The 16,409-nt window shown below is 42.4% G+C and carries 13 protein-coding genes; 6 read left to right on the plus strand and 7 right to left on the minus strand.

All coding sequences use genetic code 11. The features are described 5' to 3' along the window. Nucleotides 1-29 precede the first annotated feature (29 nt). The 4 genes from tpiA to BN35_RS03255 all read right to left on the minus strand — a co-directional run bounded on the left by tpiA (nt 30) and on the right by BN35_RS03255 (nt 3,276). A complete protein-coding gene (gene tpiA / locus BN35_RS14400) occupies nt 30-791 on the minus strand; it encodes a triose-phosphate isomerase (RefSeq protein ID WP_025072128.1) in 762 nt (253 codons plus the stop codon). A gap of 3 nt (nt 792-794) precedes the next feature. Beyond that, nucleotides 795-2,141 carry a BT_3928 family protein gene (locus BN35_RS14405; protein ID WP_028900968.1) on the minus strand — a complete coding sequence of 449 codons (1,347 nt, stop codon included), beginning with the start codon at nt 2,139-2,141 and terminating at the stop codon, nt 795-797. Beyond that, entirely contained in the window at nt 2,116-2,658 is a 543-nt protein-coding gene (locus BN35_RS03250; RefSeq protein WP_008122821.1) for a DUF1599 domain-containing protein, read from the minus strand. Before BN35_RS03250 ends, BN35_RS14405 begins: the two co-directional genes overlap by 26 nt. Before the next feature lie 180 nt (nt 2,659-2,838). Then, nucleotides 2,839-3,276: a hypothetical protein gene (locus BN35_RS03255; RefSeq protein ID WP_025072127.1), complete on the minus strand. Its 438-nt coding sequence runs from the start codon at nt 3,274-3,276 to the stop codon at nt 2,839-2,841. Nucleotides 3,277-3,457: 181 nt separating this feature from the next. Here BN35_RS03255 and BN35_RS03260 point away from each other — a divergent pair, with 181 nt between their 5' ends. The 5 genes from BN35_RS03260 to lpxA all read left to right on the plus strand — a co-directional run bounded on the left by BN35_RS03260 (nt 3,458) and on the right by lpxA (nt 12,392). Beyond that, complete coding sequence (locus BN35_RS03260) at nt 3,458-4,885, plus strand: CCA tRNA nucleotidyltransferase (RefSeq protein ID WP_025072126.1); 1,428 nt, start codon at nt 3,458-3,460, stop codon at nt 4,883-4,885. Nucleotides 4,886-5,656: 771 nt separating this feature from the next. After that, the gene (locus tag BN35_RS03265) at nt 5,657-6,847 is read left to right on the plus strand and encodes an efflux RND transporter periplasmic adaptor subunit (RefSeq protein ID WP_028900967.1); all 1,191 of its coding nucleotides are present in this window, start codon (nt 5,657-5,659) and stop codon (nt 6,845-6,847) included. 76 nt (nt 6,848-6,923) lie between these two features. Continuing rightward, the gene (locus BN35_RS03270; RefSeq protein WP_028900966.1) at nt 6,924-10,121 is read left to right on the plus strand and encodes an efflux RND transporter permease subunit; all 3,198 of its coding nucleotides are present in this window, start codon (nt 6,924-6,926) and stop codon (nt 10,119-10,121) included. Between the two features lie 13 nt (nt 10,122-10,134). After that, on the plus strand, nt 10,135-11,526 hold the full coding sequence (locus tag BN35_RS03275; RefSeq protein WP_028900965.1) for an efflux transporter outer membrane subunit: 1,392 nt from the start codon (nt 10,135-10,137) through the stop codon (nt 11,524-11,526). 83 nt (nt 11,527-11,609) lie between these two features. Then, nucleotides 11,610-12,392, plus strand: coding sequence for an acyl-ACP--UDP-N-acetylglucosamine O-acyltransferase (lpxA, locus tag BN35_RS03280; protein ID WP_025072124.1), 783 nt, complete (start codon nt 11,610-11,612; stop codon nt 12,390-12,392). Between the two features lie 53 nt (nt 12,393-12,445). On the opposite strand, the gene pdxT is transcribed toward lpxA, so the two are convergent. From pdxT to BN35_RS03295, 3 genes are read right to left on the minus strand one after another with little or no spacing between them, the layout of a single operon-like run. Beyond that, nucleotides 12,446-13,018: a pyridoxal 5'-phosphate synthase glutaminase subunit PdxT gene (pdxT, locus tag BN35_RS03285; RefSeq protein WP_025072123.1), complete on the minus strand. Its 573-nt coding sequence runs from the start codon at nt 13,016-13,018 to the stop codon at nt 12,446-12,448. 4 nt (nt 13,019-13,022) lie between these two features. Beyond that, on the minus strand, nt 13,023-13,895 hold the full coding sequence (gene pdxS / locus BN35_RS03290) for a pyridoxal 5'-phosphate synthase lyase subunit PdxS (protein WP_008122804.1): 873 nt from the start codon (nt 13,893-13,895) through the stop codon (nt 13,023-13,025). A gap of 8 nt (nt 13,896-13,903) precedes the next feature. Beyond that, the gene (locus BN35_RS03295; protein WP_025072122.1) at nt 13,904-14,971 is read right to left on the minus strand and encodes a hydroxymethylpyrimidine/phosphomethylpyrimidine kinase; all 1,068 of its coding nucleotides are present in this window, start codon (nt 14,969-14,971) and stop codon (nt 13,904-13,906) included. Between the two features lie 535 nt (nt 14,972-15,506). Here BN35_RS03295 and BN35_RS03300 point away from each other — a divergent pair. Beyond that, nucleotides 15,507-16,388 carry a cell division protein FtsX gene (locus BN35_RS03300; RefSeq protein WP_025072121.1) on the plus strand — a complete coding sequence of 294 codons (882 nt, stop codon included), beginning with the start codon at nt 15,507-15,509 and terminating at the stop codon, nt 16,386-16,388. Nucleotides 16,389-16,409: the final 21 nt, after the last annotated feature.

Consider the following 16,409-nt stretch of genomic DNA (forward strand, 5'->3'; position numbering starts at 1 on the left):
ACTTATGTCTCACTTCATGCTAAGCGTTTTTACTTCTTCCATGCATCGATGATGCCCTTAAAGTCAGCGCACTTCAATGATGCACCACCAATTAAGCCGCCATCTATATTCTCTTTAGCAAAGAGTTCGGGTGCATTGCTTGCTTTGCAGCTGCCACCGTATAAGATAGTTGTGTCTTGTGCTATCTCGTTTCCGTATTTCTCTGCTATGATAGAACGAATGAAAGCGTGTATCTCTTCAGCTTGCTCTGCTGTAGCTGTCTTTCCTGTTCCAATCGCCCAGATAGGCTCATACGCAATAGTGATGTTCTTAAACTCATCTGCGGAGAGATTGAATACCGAACCTTCAAGCTCTGCTTTCACTACTTCGTTCTGCTTGTTGCTTTCACGCTCCTCTAAAGTCTCACCGATACAGAATATAACTTTCAGTCCGTTCTTCAAAGCCAGCAATACTTTTTCTTTCAAAATCTCTGGAGTTTCCTTGTAATATTGGCGTCTTTCAGAGTGTCCAAGAATTACATATTGTGCACCAGTGCTTTTCAACATCTCAGCTGAAACTTCACCTGTGTAGGCTCCCTTCTCTTTGTCAGCACAATTTTCTGCACCTAATGCAACCACCTTTTGGTCTAATACTTCGGCTACACTTGCCAAGTGGATAAAGGGAGTGCATACAATTACACCGCAATTAGGCTTTTCTGCCTTTAATACTTCATTAATTTCCTTTGCCAAGGCTACACCTTCTTGCAGGTTCAAATTCATTTTCCAGTTTCCTGCTACAATTTTTTTTCTCATATACTAATCATTGTTTAAAGTTGAAATACTATCTTCTGTTTTCTCTTGTGTCAGTTCGTTTTTCTTTTGCTTAAATCTTAACCATCTGCTCCATGCCCATAAACGGTCGGCAATTGTAAGTAATAATAAGGGAAGCACGAACCACAAAAAGATAATCATCATTCTTTTGGGAATGCTATTCTCTTCTATTGTACCTATTTTTGACAGATATAACGGCTTTTGAAGTTCTGCTTCCTGAGGCAAATCATGGTGACTCCACTTCCTGATAATGTTACCCTTTTTCAGTAATATCAAGCCTGGGTTACTGCGAATGATGGTTTTCAGTGTTGTTTCATCCGTTCTGCAAAACGGATATTCAGCTCCTGTTAAGTCTTGCCAATGTTGGATATTCTCTTTCGTACTTGCCGTTAAACAGTAGAATGGATAGTCATAGGTTTGTGCATATTCGTAAATTCTGTCGATATTGCCAAAATTCAAGTCGCTTGCATTCTCCAGATGTGGCGAAATGAGCAAGAAAGTGTAGCTCGTATCTGCAAGAATTTCCTCTGTTAAATCCTCTCCTTCTAAGGTCTGAATGCTGAAATCATGAATGGGAGGCACGTATCCTTCTGTTAATTGTGTCGTTTTACTGTCCACAAATTCCCATGTAGAGTCAGGGTAATTGTCAAGTGTAAACTCTTTTGTTTCTCCATTCTTCTTCAGCAAAAATGTTGTTTCAAACTTGGGTTGTTCAGCATCTTCTGGTATTTCCATACCCTTTGGGATGTTCGCTCCTATATGATAAGGTCGGAAATCGAAGAAAGGTAATTTATATAAACAATACAAGCTGGAGGCGATGATGAAGAGAATGGTGTAGTTGAAGACAATCCATTGGTTTGTTTTGGAGATAAATCTCCACATGCGCAACGGCCATAATGCAATGATAATAGCGCACCCCAGCAGCACAATGTTCTTGACTAAAGTCTCCATGTTGCTCAGATGAATGGCATCGCCAAAGCATCCGCAATCGCTAATGGGGTTGGCAATGACAAGCCAAAGCGTGACGATGGTCATAGCAACCATGAACGTCAGTGTTATCTTGGACACCAGTCGTCTGCGAATAGCCAACAGAATAAACACCCCAAGACTGAACTCTATGGCAGATAATCCCACGGAAGAAGCCAATGTTATCCAGTCAGGAACCATTCCTTGGCATGACAATGCTTCCAAATAGTCTTGTATCTTGTATTGAGTTCCTAATGGGTCAATGGCCTTCACATAACCCGAAAAGATGAAGGTTATGGCTAATACCAGTCGGCACACATTGGTCAAGATAGTCTTCACTTTATTCACTAAGCCTGATAACGCCAAAGACAGCGTAGTTGATAATATCCATTAAATTTGAGTCTATGCCTTCAGAAACGATTGCTTGTCCGTGAATATCCTCCAATTCTTTCATCCTTTGGATTTTTGTGAGAATGAAATCGGTGTAGCTACTCACACGCATCATTCGCCAAGCCTCATCATAATCATGATTTTTCTTGAGCATCAGTTCTAAAACTTCCTGTACATGTCGGTCGTATAGCGTCATGGCTTCCGTGGTATTGATATCAACTTCGTCGACAAAGCCTTTCTCCAATTGTATCAATCCGATAATACCATAATTAATCAATGCCATGAATTCAGGTCGTATGCCTTCTTCTATCATGGCTTTCTTTTTCATCTCGATAGACCGAATGCGCTTGGCTTTGATAAACAACTGGTCTGTCAATGAAGACGGACGCAGGATTCGCCACGATGCACTGTAGTCGTGGAGCTTATTCTCAAACAGTGTCCGGCATTCTGCCAGTACATCCTTAAACTGCTCTTCTGTCTTTGTATGGTTCATATTATAGTGTGCAAATTTAATCAATTCTACTGGAATAGCCAAAGAATGTGACGAGTGAATTTTGTGTTTGTTATCGGGTAGAAGTTTTGAAGTGTGTAGATACAAAAAATGAAGAAAGCGTTAGGATGCCCTATTGATTAACAAACTTTCTTCAATTCGTATGATGTCTGTCAGAAATTGTTACTGGTTAGCTGCGTGCTGATATTCTTTTGTATCTTGTTTCTGCCTCATTCGTATCATTCTCACCACGCCACACATGGCTTCGTATCTGGCTTTCAGGGAGTCGCGCTCTACTCTCATCATGTTGGCTTTGTACAAGTTGTCTTCCCCAGGAATCTCTCTCAGGATAGCTTGTAGTGCAGAGTCGGTTTGCGCAATGTCGTGTTGCGCTAACTTCAGTGATGCTTGTTGCCATAGGCGCAAGCTTTCTCTCCTGCTCTTTATCGCTTTCGGGAACTGCATTCTCAAAGCGGTAATAGAGTCGAGTGTTTGCATATATTCGCCTCGCTCATAGAGAGCTTTGATTTGAGCGAGCAAGTGGGCTGCCTGTTCGTCTTCAGATGGAGCGCACGAGACGAGGGTCAAGGCGCACAATATCAACCATGTAAAAATCTTCATGTCGCAAAAATACTAATTTTCTGCATGAACGCATCTAAAACGTTGCTTATTTTTAGTAACTTTGCAGCCACTTAAGAAGTTTTATCATTCAAGACGGTTGTTGTCTGTCTTCATTATTAAAATTAAAATAACCTTGAGAGCTTTATCCCGAACGAGACAGGGATAGTCTCTCGTTTGACTTATGCGAAATCTTTCGAATGCCGATTTGGCGCATCTTTTAGATAATGATATCTTTCATCAAATATCCGCTGTTGCCGACCATTTAGATGTAGAATGTTACGTGGTGGGTGGTTATGTCCGCGATCTTTTCTTGGAACGTCCATCCAATGATATAGACGTGGTTGTTGTAGGTAGTGGAATTGAGGTTGCAGCTGCATTGAAACAAAAGTTGGGCAAACGTGCCTATCTCTCGGTGTTTCGCAATTTTGGTACGGCTCAGATTAAGTTCAAGGGGCTGGAGATAGAGTTTGTAGGTGCCAGAAAGGAGAGTTACAGCCACGATTCGCGTAAGCCTGTGGTGGAAAATGGCACGTTAGAAGACGATCAGAACCGTCGAGATTTTACTATTAATGCGTTGGCGGTCTGTCTCAATCAGGCACGTTTTGGTGAGTTGGTAGACCCATTCGATGGATTGTTAGATTTGGAAGACGGACTGATACGCACACCTCTTGATCCTGATATTACTTTTTCTGACGACCCTCTTCGTATGCTTCGATGTGTTCGTTTCTCCACCCAACTCAAGTTCTTTATTGAAGACGAAACTTTTGAAGCATTGAGGCGCAATGCCGAACGTATAAAGATTGTGAGTGGTGAACGCATTGCTGACGAGCTGAACAAAATCATGATGACCGATCATCCCAGTCGAGGTTTCATAGAATTGTATCGCTGTGGCTTGTTAGAGTTAATCTTACCCGAGCTGGTGGCAATGGATCAAGTAGACACCAGAAATGGCAGAGCACACAAAAACAATTTTTATCACACGTTGGAGGTGGTGGATAATATCTGCCAGCACACCGACAAATTGTGGTTGCGGTGGGCGGCTTTGTTTCATGATATAGGCAAGCCACGCAGCAAGCGTTGGGACTCGTTGGTGGGGTGGACATTCCATAACCACAATTTTATTGGGGCTAAAATGGTTCCTGGCATTTTTAGACGACTTAAATTCCCGTTGGATGCCAAAATGAAATATGTGCAAAAGTTGGTGGATATGCACATGCGACCTATTGCAATTGCTGATGATGAGGTGACGGACAGTGCTGTACGCCGGTTGATGAATGATGCCGCAGACGATATAGATGATTTGATGACTTTGTGCGAAGCAGATATTACCAGCAAGAATTCACAGCGCAAAAAACGCTTTTTGGATAATTTCAGAATTGTTAGAGCAAAGCTTGATGACTTGCAGGAGCGTGACTACAAACGCTTGCTGCAACCCTGTATTGACGGGAATGAAATCATGGAGCTGTTTCATCTCAAGCCTTCTAAAGAGGTGGGAGCACTGAAGCAGGCGTTAAAGGATGCGGTATTAGATAACAAAGTGCCTAACGAACGCGAACCCTTGATGAAACTTCTTTTGGAAAAAGCAAAAAAAATGGGGCTTGAGAAGTGAGGCTTTTCGAGCGATCGTCAACTGTCAGCTATGATTTTTTATGCAGGTAGGTCTTTATTAGGTGCTATTTCATCTGCTTTTTGTGTAGATTTTTGACGAAAAGACAATCTCAATTTTGTAAATCTTTTTGGTAGTTTTCAATTCTGCAAAATAGAATTTTTGGAGGTGTCTCAACGCTTCAAACGGACCGTTTTTTAGCTCTTGTGTTGTTAACTCAATGGGTTAGTCTGTCTAAAGACACACTCTAAGGCCATTATGAACATACATTAGTGGGCTTGAAGTAATGAGATAAAAAGACTAAAGCATGTCTTCAATCCAAGAAAATATGGCGTTATTTTTATAATCTTTTGAGGTTTAAGGAGTTGTAAAATTCGCGTATTTGCGAGCAAAGGTGCACTTGTTTCCAAATATGCGAGTATTTGGCAAGCAAATCAAGATTTTTTACCATTTTTGTGAACTATAATGAAGTCCTTTTGTCCTATTTTTTGCAACGCCAATGAATAAGTTGGTTGGCGGATAAAACTCCTTACTTGTCCTCACGTTCAACGCTATTAGATAATCATATAGTAAAGAGTAATGATGTATAAAACTGTTCGTTTTTTTATTAGAAACAATGCAATATTTGTTAAAAGTACCCAATGGGTACGGCATTTCTCATAAAAAACAAGTACTTTTGCAAAGTAAAAACTTGAATACATATTAGAGTTTTCTGTTGTATTCGATTCAGGATGACAAAGAAAGAAACGAAGAAATAATAAAAATAAATAGGATATGAGACGAAAAAACGTGTTTTTGTTGGCTGCTTTTGCTGTGCTTTTAGCCGCCTGCGGAGGTAAGCCGAACCTAAAATTTGGCGACAACGAATTTCCAGTACAAACGGTTGAGAGTACAGGTTCATCCACTCAGACTACTTATCCTGCGGTCATTAAGGGCATTCAGGATGTGGAGATTCGTCCTAAAGTTTCTGGTTTCATCACGAAGTTGCTCGTACAAGAGGGACAAACCGTGAAGGCTGGGCAACTATTGTTCGTGATAGATAACAGCACTTTCCAAGCCTCAGTGCGCCAAGCACAGGCAGCGGTCAACTCTGCAAAGTCGCAACTGCGGACTGCAAAGCTAACGTATGAGAATAGTGAGCAACTGTTTAAGCGTAATGTGATAGGGCAATACGAGTTGCAATCTGCACAGAACACGTACGAAACGGCAAAGAGTGCGGTGGCACAAGCACAAGCAAGTTTAGCCTCTGCAAAGGAGATGCTCAACTTCTGTTATGTGAAAAGTCCTGCGGCAGGAGTGGTTGGTAGCCTTCCTTTTAAGCAAGGAGCCTTGGTCAGCGCATCCAGTCCACAGCCATTGACAACGGTTTCTAATATTAGTACTGTGGAAGTGTACTTCTCCATGACTGAAAAAGATGTTTTAGAGATGACAAAGACTGCTGGCAATGTGTCGGCGGCTATTGCTTCCATGCCAACAGTAAAGTTACAATTGGCAGATGGCACAATTTACAATCAGCCGGGTAAGGTGGTAAAGATGAGTGGTGTCATCGATCAAGCGACAGGAACACTGTCTATGATAGCACGCTTTCCCAACCCTGACAAACTGTTGAAGAGTGGTGGGGCAGGCTCTATTGTTGTGCCAAAGGTGAGCCAAGGTGCCATTGTCATTCCACAGTCTTACACCGCAGAGGTGCAAGACAAGGTATTTGTGTACACGGTGGGCAAGGACAACAAAGTGAAGTATCAGGAGATTAAAGTCGCTCCACAGAATGATGGGAAGAACTTTATTGTCACTGGAGGTTTGAAAGTGGGTGACCGAATCGTTACCCATGGCATTACGAAGCTAACTGATAGCATGGAGATTAAGCCCATTACCGAAGCACAGTATGCAAAGAAAATAGCTGAAGCCGAGAAGTTGGGGGAGATTCAAGGTGACTATGGTAAGATGAAGGAGGCTTTCAAATAAAGATATTTCAAGTGTCGTGTTTCGTTGACAAGACAAAAATGTTGGCGATTGAGCCAACGACAACATACTATAAATTATGACATTAACAAGATTTATTAAGCGTCCAGTTCTTTCAACGGTTATCTCAGTGGTCATCGTTATCTTGGGATTTATTGGATTGGCAACGCTTCCTATAGAGCAATATCCAGACATTGCTCCTCCTACCATTTCGGTATGGACTACTTATATTGGCGCAGATGCCGAAACAGTGAAAAACTCTGTCTTGGCTCCTCTTGAGGAGAGTATCAATGGAGTGGAGAACATGGAGTACATGACTTCATCGGCTACCAATGCAGGAAGTGCACAAATTACCATTTACTTCCGACAGGGAACTAATCCTGATATGTGTGCCGTCAATGTTCAAAACCGTGTTTCGCAAGCCCAAGGACTATTGCCCGCAGAAGTGAATCGTGTCGGTGTGACGGTTTCTAAACGCCAAACGTCGCAGGTGATTATGTACACGCTCACCTCAGAAGACGGTAAATATGATGACAGGTTTTTGACCAATTATAACAACATCAACATTGTTCCAGCCATTAAGCGTATCCAAGGGGTCGGCGATGTGCAGAGTCCGGGCATGAAAACCTATTCTATGCGTATATGGTTAAAGCCAGATGTCATGAAGCAATACGGCTTAATTCCTACCGATATTGCGGGTGCACTGGCAGAACAGAATATCGAAGCGGCACCTGGCTCGTTCGGTGAGCAAAGCGATATGGCGTACGAATATGTGATGCGCTATAAGGGTAGACTGAAGACAGCAGAGGAGTTTGGCAATATTATCTTGCATAGTACACAGACAGGACAAACCTTAAAGCTGAAAGATGTTGCAAAGATTGAACTTGGAGGACTGACTTATGCGGTGAGTATGCGTAACAACAACAACCCTTCATCTATGGGTATGGTGCAACAAATTGCGGGGTCGAATGCCAATGTCATTGCTAAGGCGGTGAAAGAAGAGTTAGACAAGCAGGCTAAAAACTTCCCTCCGGGCATGGAATATAAGATTAACTATGACGTAACCGAGTTCTTGTACGCCTCCATTGCAGAAGTTGTCAAGACACTTGTTATCACTTTGTTGCTCGTTTTCTTGGTGGTGTACATTTTCCTACAAGACTTCCGTTCTACCATCATCCCGATGATAGCAGTTCCAGTGTCATTAGTTGGTGCTTTCTTCTTCTTGAAGATGTTTGGCTTTTCTATCAACCTGCTCACCTTGTCGGCACTGTTACTGGCTATCGCCATTGTGGTTGACGATGCCATTGTGGTGGTAGAGGCGGTTCATGCCAAGTTGGATTTGGGCTATAAGAGTACCATGACCGCCAGTATTGATGCCATGAGCGAGATAGCGGGTGCCATTATATCCATTACATTGGTGATGGCTGCCGTGTTCATCCCCGTTTCTTTTATAGGCGGAACATCAGGTACGTTCTATCGAGAGTTTGGAGTTACCATGGCAGTATCTATCCTCATCTCTGCCCTCAATGCACTGACGCTCTCGCCAGCCCTATGTGCCATCTTCCTCAAACCTAAGAATGAGGACGGGTCGGAACGTGAGATGAGCAGGATAGACCGTTTCCATGCGTCGTTTAATACGAGTTATGACAAGGTTTTGGGTAAGTACAAAAACAGGGTAGAAAAGCTTGTCAGAAAACCTATCCTTACAGGTGTGTTTGTTTTGGTGGGTGCCATTGCCCTGTTCTTAACGATGAAAACCACTAAAACAGGATTGGTTCCTAATGAAGATACGGGTACATTGTTCTGTACGGTGTCTATGCCTCCTGCAACAAGTGCAGTGAGAACGCAAGAGGTAGTAGACCAGATTGACGCTATGCTGGCAAGCAATCCAGCTATTCAGAGCCGTGAACAATTGCAAGGATTCAACTTCATTGCAGGGCAAGGCTCTGACCAAGCCACGTTTATCATTAAGTTGAAACCTTTTAAGGATCGCAACATGGGGCAGAGTGCCATGGCTGTTTTGGGTATGATATATAAGCAAACGGCTCAAATAAAAGATGCGCAAATCTTAGCATTTGCGCCTCCAATGATACCTGGTTTCTCGGTTAGCAATGGTGTGTCATTGGTGTTGCAAGACAAGACGGGTGGAGATTTGAGCAAGTTCTTTGATATTACGAAGCAATACTTGGCAGAATTGAACAAACGCCCAGAGATACAAATGGCGATGACCTCATACAATCCTAATTATCCTCAATATATGATTGACGTTGATGTGGCTAAATGCAAACAGGTAGGTATATCACCAGCCACGGTGTTAAGCACGCTTCAGGGGTATTATGGAGGTATGTATGTGTCTAATTTCAATGCCTATGGCAAGTTATATCGTGTGATGATACAAGGAGATGTGGATAGTCGTGCACGACCAGAGGGCATGAATGACATCTTTGTGCGTACTCCTGCTGGCATGGCTCCTATCAATGGATTCTGTTCTATCAAGCGAGTGTATGGCCCGTCCAATGTGAATCGCTTCAATATGTTTACCAGTATCAACGCAACTGTAACTGTCAATGACGGTTATTCATCGGGTGAAGCCATCGAAGCTATCAAAGAGGTGGCGGCTACTACCTTGCCACAGGGATATGGATACGATTTCTCTGGTTTGTCAAGGTCTGAAAACAGCTCCAGTAACTCAACGGTGATGATCTTTGGTTTGTGTCTGTTGTTTGTTTATCTCATTCTGGCGGCACAATACGAAAGTTATCTTTTGCCCTTCGCAGTCATCCTTTCCATTCCTTTTGGCTTGGCAGGAGCATTCCTGTTTACTCAACTGTTTGGGCATAACAATGATATCTATATGCAGATTTCCTTGATTATGTTGATAGGATTGTTAGCAAAGAATGCCATTCTGATTGTGCAGTTTGCACTGGAAAGGCGACAAACAGGTATGGCTATCACTTGGGCTTCTATTCTTGGTGCAGGTGCACGTTTGCGCCCAATCTTGATGACATCTCTGGCAATGGTGATAGGTTTGCTCCCTATGATGTTTGCCATGGGCGTTGGTAAGAATGGTAATCAAACCTTAGGTGCAGCAGCTGTGGGCGGTATGTTGATAGGAACGTTCTGCCAGTTGTTTGTAGTTCCCGTCCTGTTTGTCATCTTCCAAGCTCTTCAAGAGAAGATAAAGCCATTAAAGTTTGAAGATGAAGAAAATTTGGAAGCGGCAGCTGAGTTGCGTCAATATGCACGGAAACCTTTGCCAGAACACGTTGAAGCGTAAAAAATAGATAGATATGAAAATAAAAAATATCCTCTTGATTGCTATTTCTGCAATGAGTTTGACAGGCTGTAAAAGTCTCTATGGGGTGTACGAGCGACCAGCTGTGAAGGCCGAAGGACTGGTGCGTGATATTCAATCTTCAACAGATACATTGGTAGTGACCGATACTTTGAGTTTCGGCTACATGCCATGGCGTCAAGTGTTTACAGATGTTCAGCTGCAAAAACATATAGAGCAAGCACTTGCCAATAACTTGGATTTGCTCAATGCAGCACAGAATGTGAAAATGGCAGAAGCCCAGCTCAAGGCTGCGAAATTGTCTTTTCTGCCCTCGTTCACCTTCGCACCCCAAGGAACTATTGCTTCATGGGATGGCGGAAGTGCTACAACAACCTATCAACTGCCCATTGCAGCGAGTTGGAATGTCGACCTTTTCGGAAATCTTTTAAGTCAGAAGCGTTCCTCTCAGGTTGCCTTGTTAGCGTCACAAGATTATCAGAAGTTGGTTAGGATTAACATCATCAGTGGTGTTGCCAATCTCTATTATACCTTATTGATGCTGGATAGGCAGCTTGCTATTGTGGATGATATGCACGGATTGACGAAAGAAACGTGGGAAAAGATGCAGGTGTTGATGGATTTAGGGCGTGGAATCCGCTCTACTGGCGTGCAGAGTGCCGAGGCAAATTATTATGCTGTTGAGGCAAAACGTGCAGATTTGTTACGACAAATACGAGAAACAGAAAATGCACTGTCACTCCTCATGGGGCAACCTGCACAGAGTATTGTGCGTGGAAAGCTTGAAAATCAAACCCTACCGCAGCGTTTTTCCACAGGGATAGCTGTCCAGTTGCTCAACAATCGTCCTGATGTTCATGCGGCGGAGATGCAGTTGGCTCAATGTTTCTATAACGTGCAGACGGCTCGTAGCAGATTTTATCCCAGTCTATCCATCTCACCTACAGGCGTTTTTACCAATAGTATGGGCAGCATGGTGGTGAACCCAGGCAAATGGTTGCTATCAGCTGTGGGTAGTTTGGTACAGCCTATCTTCCAACAAGGGAAGATAGTTGCAGGCTTGCGTGTTGCCAATGCACAATACGAAAAAGTCTATAACACGTGGCAAAATAGTATTCTAAAGGCAGGAAACGAGGTAAGCAATGCCCTTGTGCTTTATCATTCTTCCGATGAAAAGAGCAAGATAGAGGCGAAACAAATAGAAGTGTTGCAAAAAAATGTAGAAGATACCAAACTTCTGTTGCATCAGTCAAACAGCACTTACCTTGAGGTAATAACAGCGCAGCAAGCTCTCTTAAATGCTCAAACAGCGAAGATAAGAGACGACTTTAATAAGATGCAAGCCATTGTAAATCTCTATCAGGCTCTCGGAGGTGGCGTTCAATAGCGGTTTATGATGACTAAAGGCAAGAAGTGAATATTTCATGAGCCTTACCAATTTATTTATTCATTCAATGATCATTAACAGATATGGCAAGCGACATCAGTGAAAAAGCGCAAATAGCACAAGGTGCAAAGATAGGGAACAATTGTAAGATATATCCATTTGCATATATCGAGGATGATGTGGTGATAGGTGACAACTGCGTGGTGTATCCCTTTGTGAGTATTATGCATGGAACTCGTATGGGTAATGATAATCAGGTTTATCAAGGTTCCGTGTTAGGAGCGGTTCCACAAGACTTTGAATTCAAAGGCGATGATACCGAATTGCGCATTGGCGACCATAATATCATTCGAGAAAATGTAGTGATAAACCGAGCTACTCATCAAGGTGGACAAACCATTATAGGTCATGAAAACTTCCTCATGGAAGGCTCGCATATCTCTCATGACACAAAAATGGGAAACCAGTGTGTGTTGGGATATGGAACAAAGATATCAGGTAACTGCGAAATAGGGAATGGGGTGATCTTTAGTTCAAGTGTCATCGAAAGCGAAAACACACGCATTGGTGATTATGCCATGATACAAGCAGGCACTACTCTCTATCAAGATGTTCCACCATATATTATTGCTGGTGGCATACCTGCTAAATATGCTGGACTGAACAGTATGATGTTACAAAGCTATGGCATCTCAGAAAGGGTGCAAAAACACATAGCCAATGCTTATAGATTGGTGTTCCATGGTCAGACAAGCGTGTTCGATGCCGTTCTACAAGTACAAGAACAGGTGCCTAATGGTGCGGAAATTAATGAGATAGTGCGCTTTATACAAGCGACAAAGGCTGGGATTATTGGAAAATTATAACAGCCCTAAGCGAGTTGTTACAATTTTATGGGGTAGATCAGCGAGTAGCTGACCTACCTTTTCAGAATGCTATTCAAGAAATAAGCGTGAACTCTGGTGTCATTATCCAATTCTGGATGAAAGGCTGTTACCATTTGGTGATGCTGCCTTGCTGCGACAATATTCCCATCAACGGTTGCCAATATTTCTGCATCTCCAAATACTTCATTGATATAAGGTGCGCGGATAAAGGTCATGGGTACCGTTCCTTCGATTCCCTTGAAAGCTTCTTCTGTATGAAAACTCCCTAATTGTCTTCCATAAGCATTTCTACAAACGTCAATATCCATGGTAGAAAGTCGGTTTGATGGCTTTCCGTTCTCTTTACGAGCCAACATGATCAATCCAGCGCAAGTACCAAACACGGGCAATCCTTGGCTGATTTCTTCCTGAATAGGTAACAGTAAATCCAACTCATTCAAGAGTTTTGTCATGGTTGTACTCTCTCCTCCGGGGAGAATAAGGCCATCTTTGGGCTTTTCCCAATCGCACTTGTTTCGCACTTGGAATGTTTCTACCCCCAAAGAGTGAAGCATTTGCTGGTGTTCAGCAAATGCTCCTTGTAAAGCTAATACGGCTATTCTCATTACTCTATTTACCCCTTTCTGCCATCAACACTTCTATTTCGTGCTCGTTGATGCCAACCATGGCTTCGCCTAAGTTCTCAGATAGCTCAGCTAATCGCTTCGGATCGTTGTAGTTAGTTACTGCTTGAACAATGGCAGCTGCCCGTTTAACAGGGTCGCCAGATTTGAATATGCCCGATCCTACAAAGACTCCTTCGGCTCCAAGTTGCATCATTAAGGCGGCATCTGCTGGTGTGGCTACGCCTCCTGCAGCAAAATTAACGACAGGCAGCTTACCGTTTTCATGAACATACTTTATTAGTTCGTAGGGAACTTGCAATTGTTTGGCAGCTTCAAACAGCTCGTCTTCAGCCATAGCCTTTATTCTTCTCATCTCTGATTGCATCATTCGCATGTGCGTTACCGCTTGTACAACGTCTCCAGTGCCAGGTTCGCCCTTGGTTCTAATCATGGTTGCGCCTTCTGCAATGCGTCGCAAAGCTTCTCCTAAGTTCTTGGCACCGCAAACAAAAGGTACTTCGAATTGGGTTTTATCAATGTGGTAAACATTGTCAGCGGGTGACAAAACTTCGCTCTCATCAATATAATCAATCTCAATGGCTTGTAGAATTTGCGCCTCTGCAAAGTGTCCGATACGACATTTCGCCATTACAGGAATGCTAACCGCCTCTTGTATGCTCTTAATCATGTGTGGATCGCTCATGCGCGACACGCCTCCTGCAGCACGAATATCAGCGGGAATACGCTCAAGTGCCATTACTGCACAAGCTCCTGCATCTTCTGCAATGTGAGCTTGTTCGGGTGTTGTAACGTCCATGATAACTCCTCCTTTGAGCATCTGGGCTAAGTTTCGATTTAAAATTTGTCTTTCTGTCATTTTGTTTATTATTTATTGATTCGATATATACTCGGTGTAATTCCTTCAGCCTTTTTAAAGAATTTGCTAAAGTGTGATTGCGAATGAAATCCTAATGCGTATGCAACTTCTTGAACAGTCTTACTGGTGGTGTCTAAGAGTAATTTACTCTTGGTCAATAGGTGCTCATCAATAAGACTCTTGGGTGTCTTTTGTCCAATTCGTTTGGTGACCTGTGCCAAATATCGGCTGCTTACGCCCAAACGATGGGCATAAAATTGTACATCGTTATTGGTGGTACAATGAAGTTCTATGGCTTGTATAAATTCGTTGTACAGCTCGCTACTTCGACCTTTTAAGGCTCCAAAGTGACTCAACTGTTGTTGGATATAACTTTTTCCCTCGCATACTGCTTCATGAATATCTGTTGATACGGATAGGTAATAGGCTATTGCGGAAGATAGACTGCTACCCAGTCCGTGCGAGTTTGTGAGATTTAACGTTGGAAATTCATGCTGGTTGATTTGTTCACCTGAACGCCATATCAGCGTGTCGTTCATGTTTCCACTATGTAACATAACCCCTTTGCAACCTAAACTCAGAAATTGTGTCATTCCTGCTTTCATGGTTTCTTTTGTTACTTCGGCACTGTTGATGAACACAGCAGCATCTTCTTGCTTCATAATTACCAATGAACAAAGCGGGAAGAGACGTTCTTTCACGGCATGAATCATGTCGCGTGTCATCAATGGCTCTCCCTGACTGGAGGTCACAATGGGGTCGTAAATGATGGTGGAAGCGTGATGCTGATGTAACATCTCAATGATAGCATCCAGCGTTTTGCTATTGCGAACCATTCCAATCTTGATAACTGCGGGTTCAAGGTCGTCAATCAATGCCGTTAACTGTCCTGCTACAATGTCGGCAGGAATATCGTAAAAGCTCTGAATGCCTAAGGTGTTTTGAATCGTAATAGAAGTAATTACCGACACAGCATAACCACCCAAAGCCGTAATGGTCTTGATATCGGCTTGTACTCCTGCACCTCCTGTTCCGTCCGAACCTGTAATCGTTAGTATGGTATGTCGATTTTTCATCGCTAATTATTCTCAATAGGCAGATTTGACAGTTTGATAAGCTGTCATTTTCTGCTCGTACAAAGGAAATGAAAAAATATGAATGCCACAAATATAGTTCGCAAATTTACAATGAATAGGTACTTTTATATAAGCTGCGACATGGAACACGAGGCTTGAAAGCAGGAAGTTTATTAGCCAGTCTAACTGATGAAAAAAGGTTGATGACAAGGAAAAGGCCTAATAGGGCGATAACTTGCAGAAATTGGGGCATTGCTTTAATCTCCTTAATCTCTATGGAGAATACGGTTGAAGTAATGATTTCTTATTGAACCTAACGATGAACTTGTTTCAAATGTTTGGCATAAAAGAATCTATGTGGTGGTCATCGCTAAGATAGGGTGCTACAACCTTCACCCTTATATGAATAAAAATCAATCAGAAATGTAGGTGTTATTTTTGTTGATCTTTCACGTTAATAGTAGTTAAAGCATCGTTTTATCCCTAATTTTTTTGTTACTTTGCGAGAAATTTGGTGCATTATATCCATAAAAGAATGGGAAAGAAACAAAATAAGACCAGTAATCATCATGGATTACAGGCTATTACTCTTTGTATAAGCACAGCTTTGGTACTCATCTTGTTGGGGTTAGTTGTATTCTCAACCTTAACAGGAAGAAACCTTTCCTCTTATGTAAAAGAGAATTTAGTTGTGCAGTTGATATTAGAAAATGAGATGACAAATTCTGAAGCACAGCGAATGTGTGCGGTGATTCAGAAGCGTCCATATATCAAACAACTCGAATATATTAGTAAGGAACAAGCTCTGAAGGAGATTACATCCGCTATGGGGAGCGACCCATCTGAGTTTACAGATGGTGAAAATCCTTGTCCTGCATCTATCGAAGTAACCTTAAAATCGGTTTATGCGAACAACGATTCTCTGAAATGGATAGTGAGTGAGTTTGAAAAATATCCACAAATCAACCAAATTAATTACCAGAAAGAATTAGTAGACAGCGTGAACCGCAACCTTGCCAAAATAGGTTTGGTAATGTTAGTGTTGGCACTGTTGCTTACCTTTGTATCTTTCTCCCTCATCAACAACACCGTACGATTGGATATTTATGCCCGAAGATTCTCCATACACACGATGAAGTTGGTTGGTGCTTCATGGGGATTTATTCGCAGACCCTTTGTAAGCAGAGCCGTTTGGACAGGTTTGATAGCTGGTTTGATAGCCAATGCAGTGTTGGCGGGCTGTATTTATGCGTTGTATCTATCCGAGCCAGGTATCTTGACCGTTGTAACTTGGCGCGACATGGTCATTACTGGTGCAGCCGTATTCTTGTTCGGACTCGTAATAACGGCTATTTGCGCCCACATTTCGGTAAACAAATTCTTGCGAATGAAGGCAGGAGATTTATATAAGATTTAAGAAAATAACGTTGAAAATCAA

The organism is Hoylesella timonensis 4401737 = DSM 22865 = JCM 15640, from assembly GCF_000455445.1.
Classification (GTDB): domain Bacteria; phylum Bacteroidota; class Bacteroidia; order Bacteroidales; family Bacteroidaceae; genus Prevotella; species Prevotella timonensis.

What these genes read in the sequence shown, in the direction of transcription:
- tpiA (WP_025072128.1), bottom strand. Translation starts at nt 791, where the DNA reads ATGAGAAAAAAAATTGTAGCAGGAAACTGGAAAATGAATTTGAACCTG.
- BN35_RS03260 (WP_025072126.1), top strand. Translation starts at nt 3,458, where the DNA reads ATGCGAAATCTTTCGAATGCCGATTTGGCGCATCTTTTAGATAATGAT.
- BN35_RS03270 (WP_028900966.1), top strand. Translation starts at nt 6,924, where the DNA reads ATGACATTAACAAGATTTATTAAGCGTCCAGTTCTTTCAACGGTTATC.
- lpxA (WP_025072124.1), top strand. Translation starts at nt 11,610, where the DNA reads ATGGCAAGCGACATCAGTGAAAAAGCGCAAATAGCACAAGGTGCAAAG.
- BN35_RS03255 (WP_025072127.1), bottom strand. Translation starts at nt 3,276, where the DNA reads ATGAAGATTTTTACATGGTTGATATTGTGCGCCTTGACCCTCGTCTCG.
- BN35_RS03265 (WP_028900967.1), top strand. Translation starts at nt 5,657, where the DNA reads ATGAGACGAAAAAACGTGTTTTTGTTGGCTGCTTTTGCTGTGCTTTTA.
- BN35_RS03250 (WP_008122821.1), bottom strand. Translation starts at nt 2,658, where the DNA reads ATGAACCATACAAAGACAGAAGAGCAGTTTAAGGATGTACTGGCAGAA.
- BN35_RS03275 (WP_028900965.1), top strand. Translation starts at nt 10,135, where the DNA reads ATGAAAATAAAAAATATCCTCTTGATTGCTATTTCTGCAATGAGTTTG.
- BN35_RS03300 (WP_025072121.1), top strand. Translation starts at nt 15,507, where the DNA reads ATGGGAAAGAAACAAAATAAGACCAGTAATCATCATGGATTACAGGCT.
- BN35_RS03295 (WP_025072122.1), bottom strand. Translation starts at nt 14,971, where the DNA reads ATGAAAAATCGACATACCATACTAACGATTACAGGTTCGGACGGAACA.
- pdxT (WP_025072123.1), bottom strand. Translation starts at nt 13,018, where the DNA reads ATGAGAATAGCCGTATTAGCTTTACAAGGAGCATTTGCTGAACACCAG.
- pdxS (WP_008122804.1), bottom strand. Translation starts at nt 13,895, where the DNA reads ATGACAGAAAGACAAATTTTAAATCGAAACTTAGCCCAGATGCTCAAA.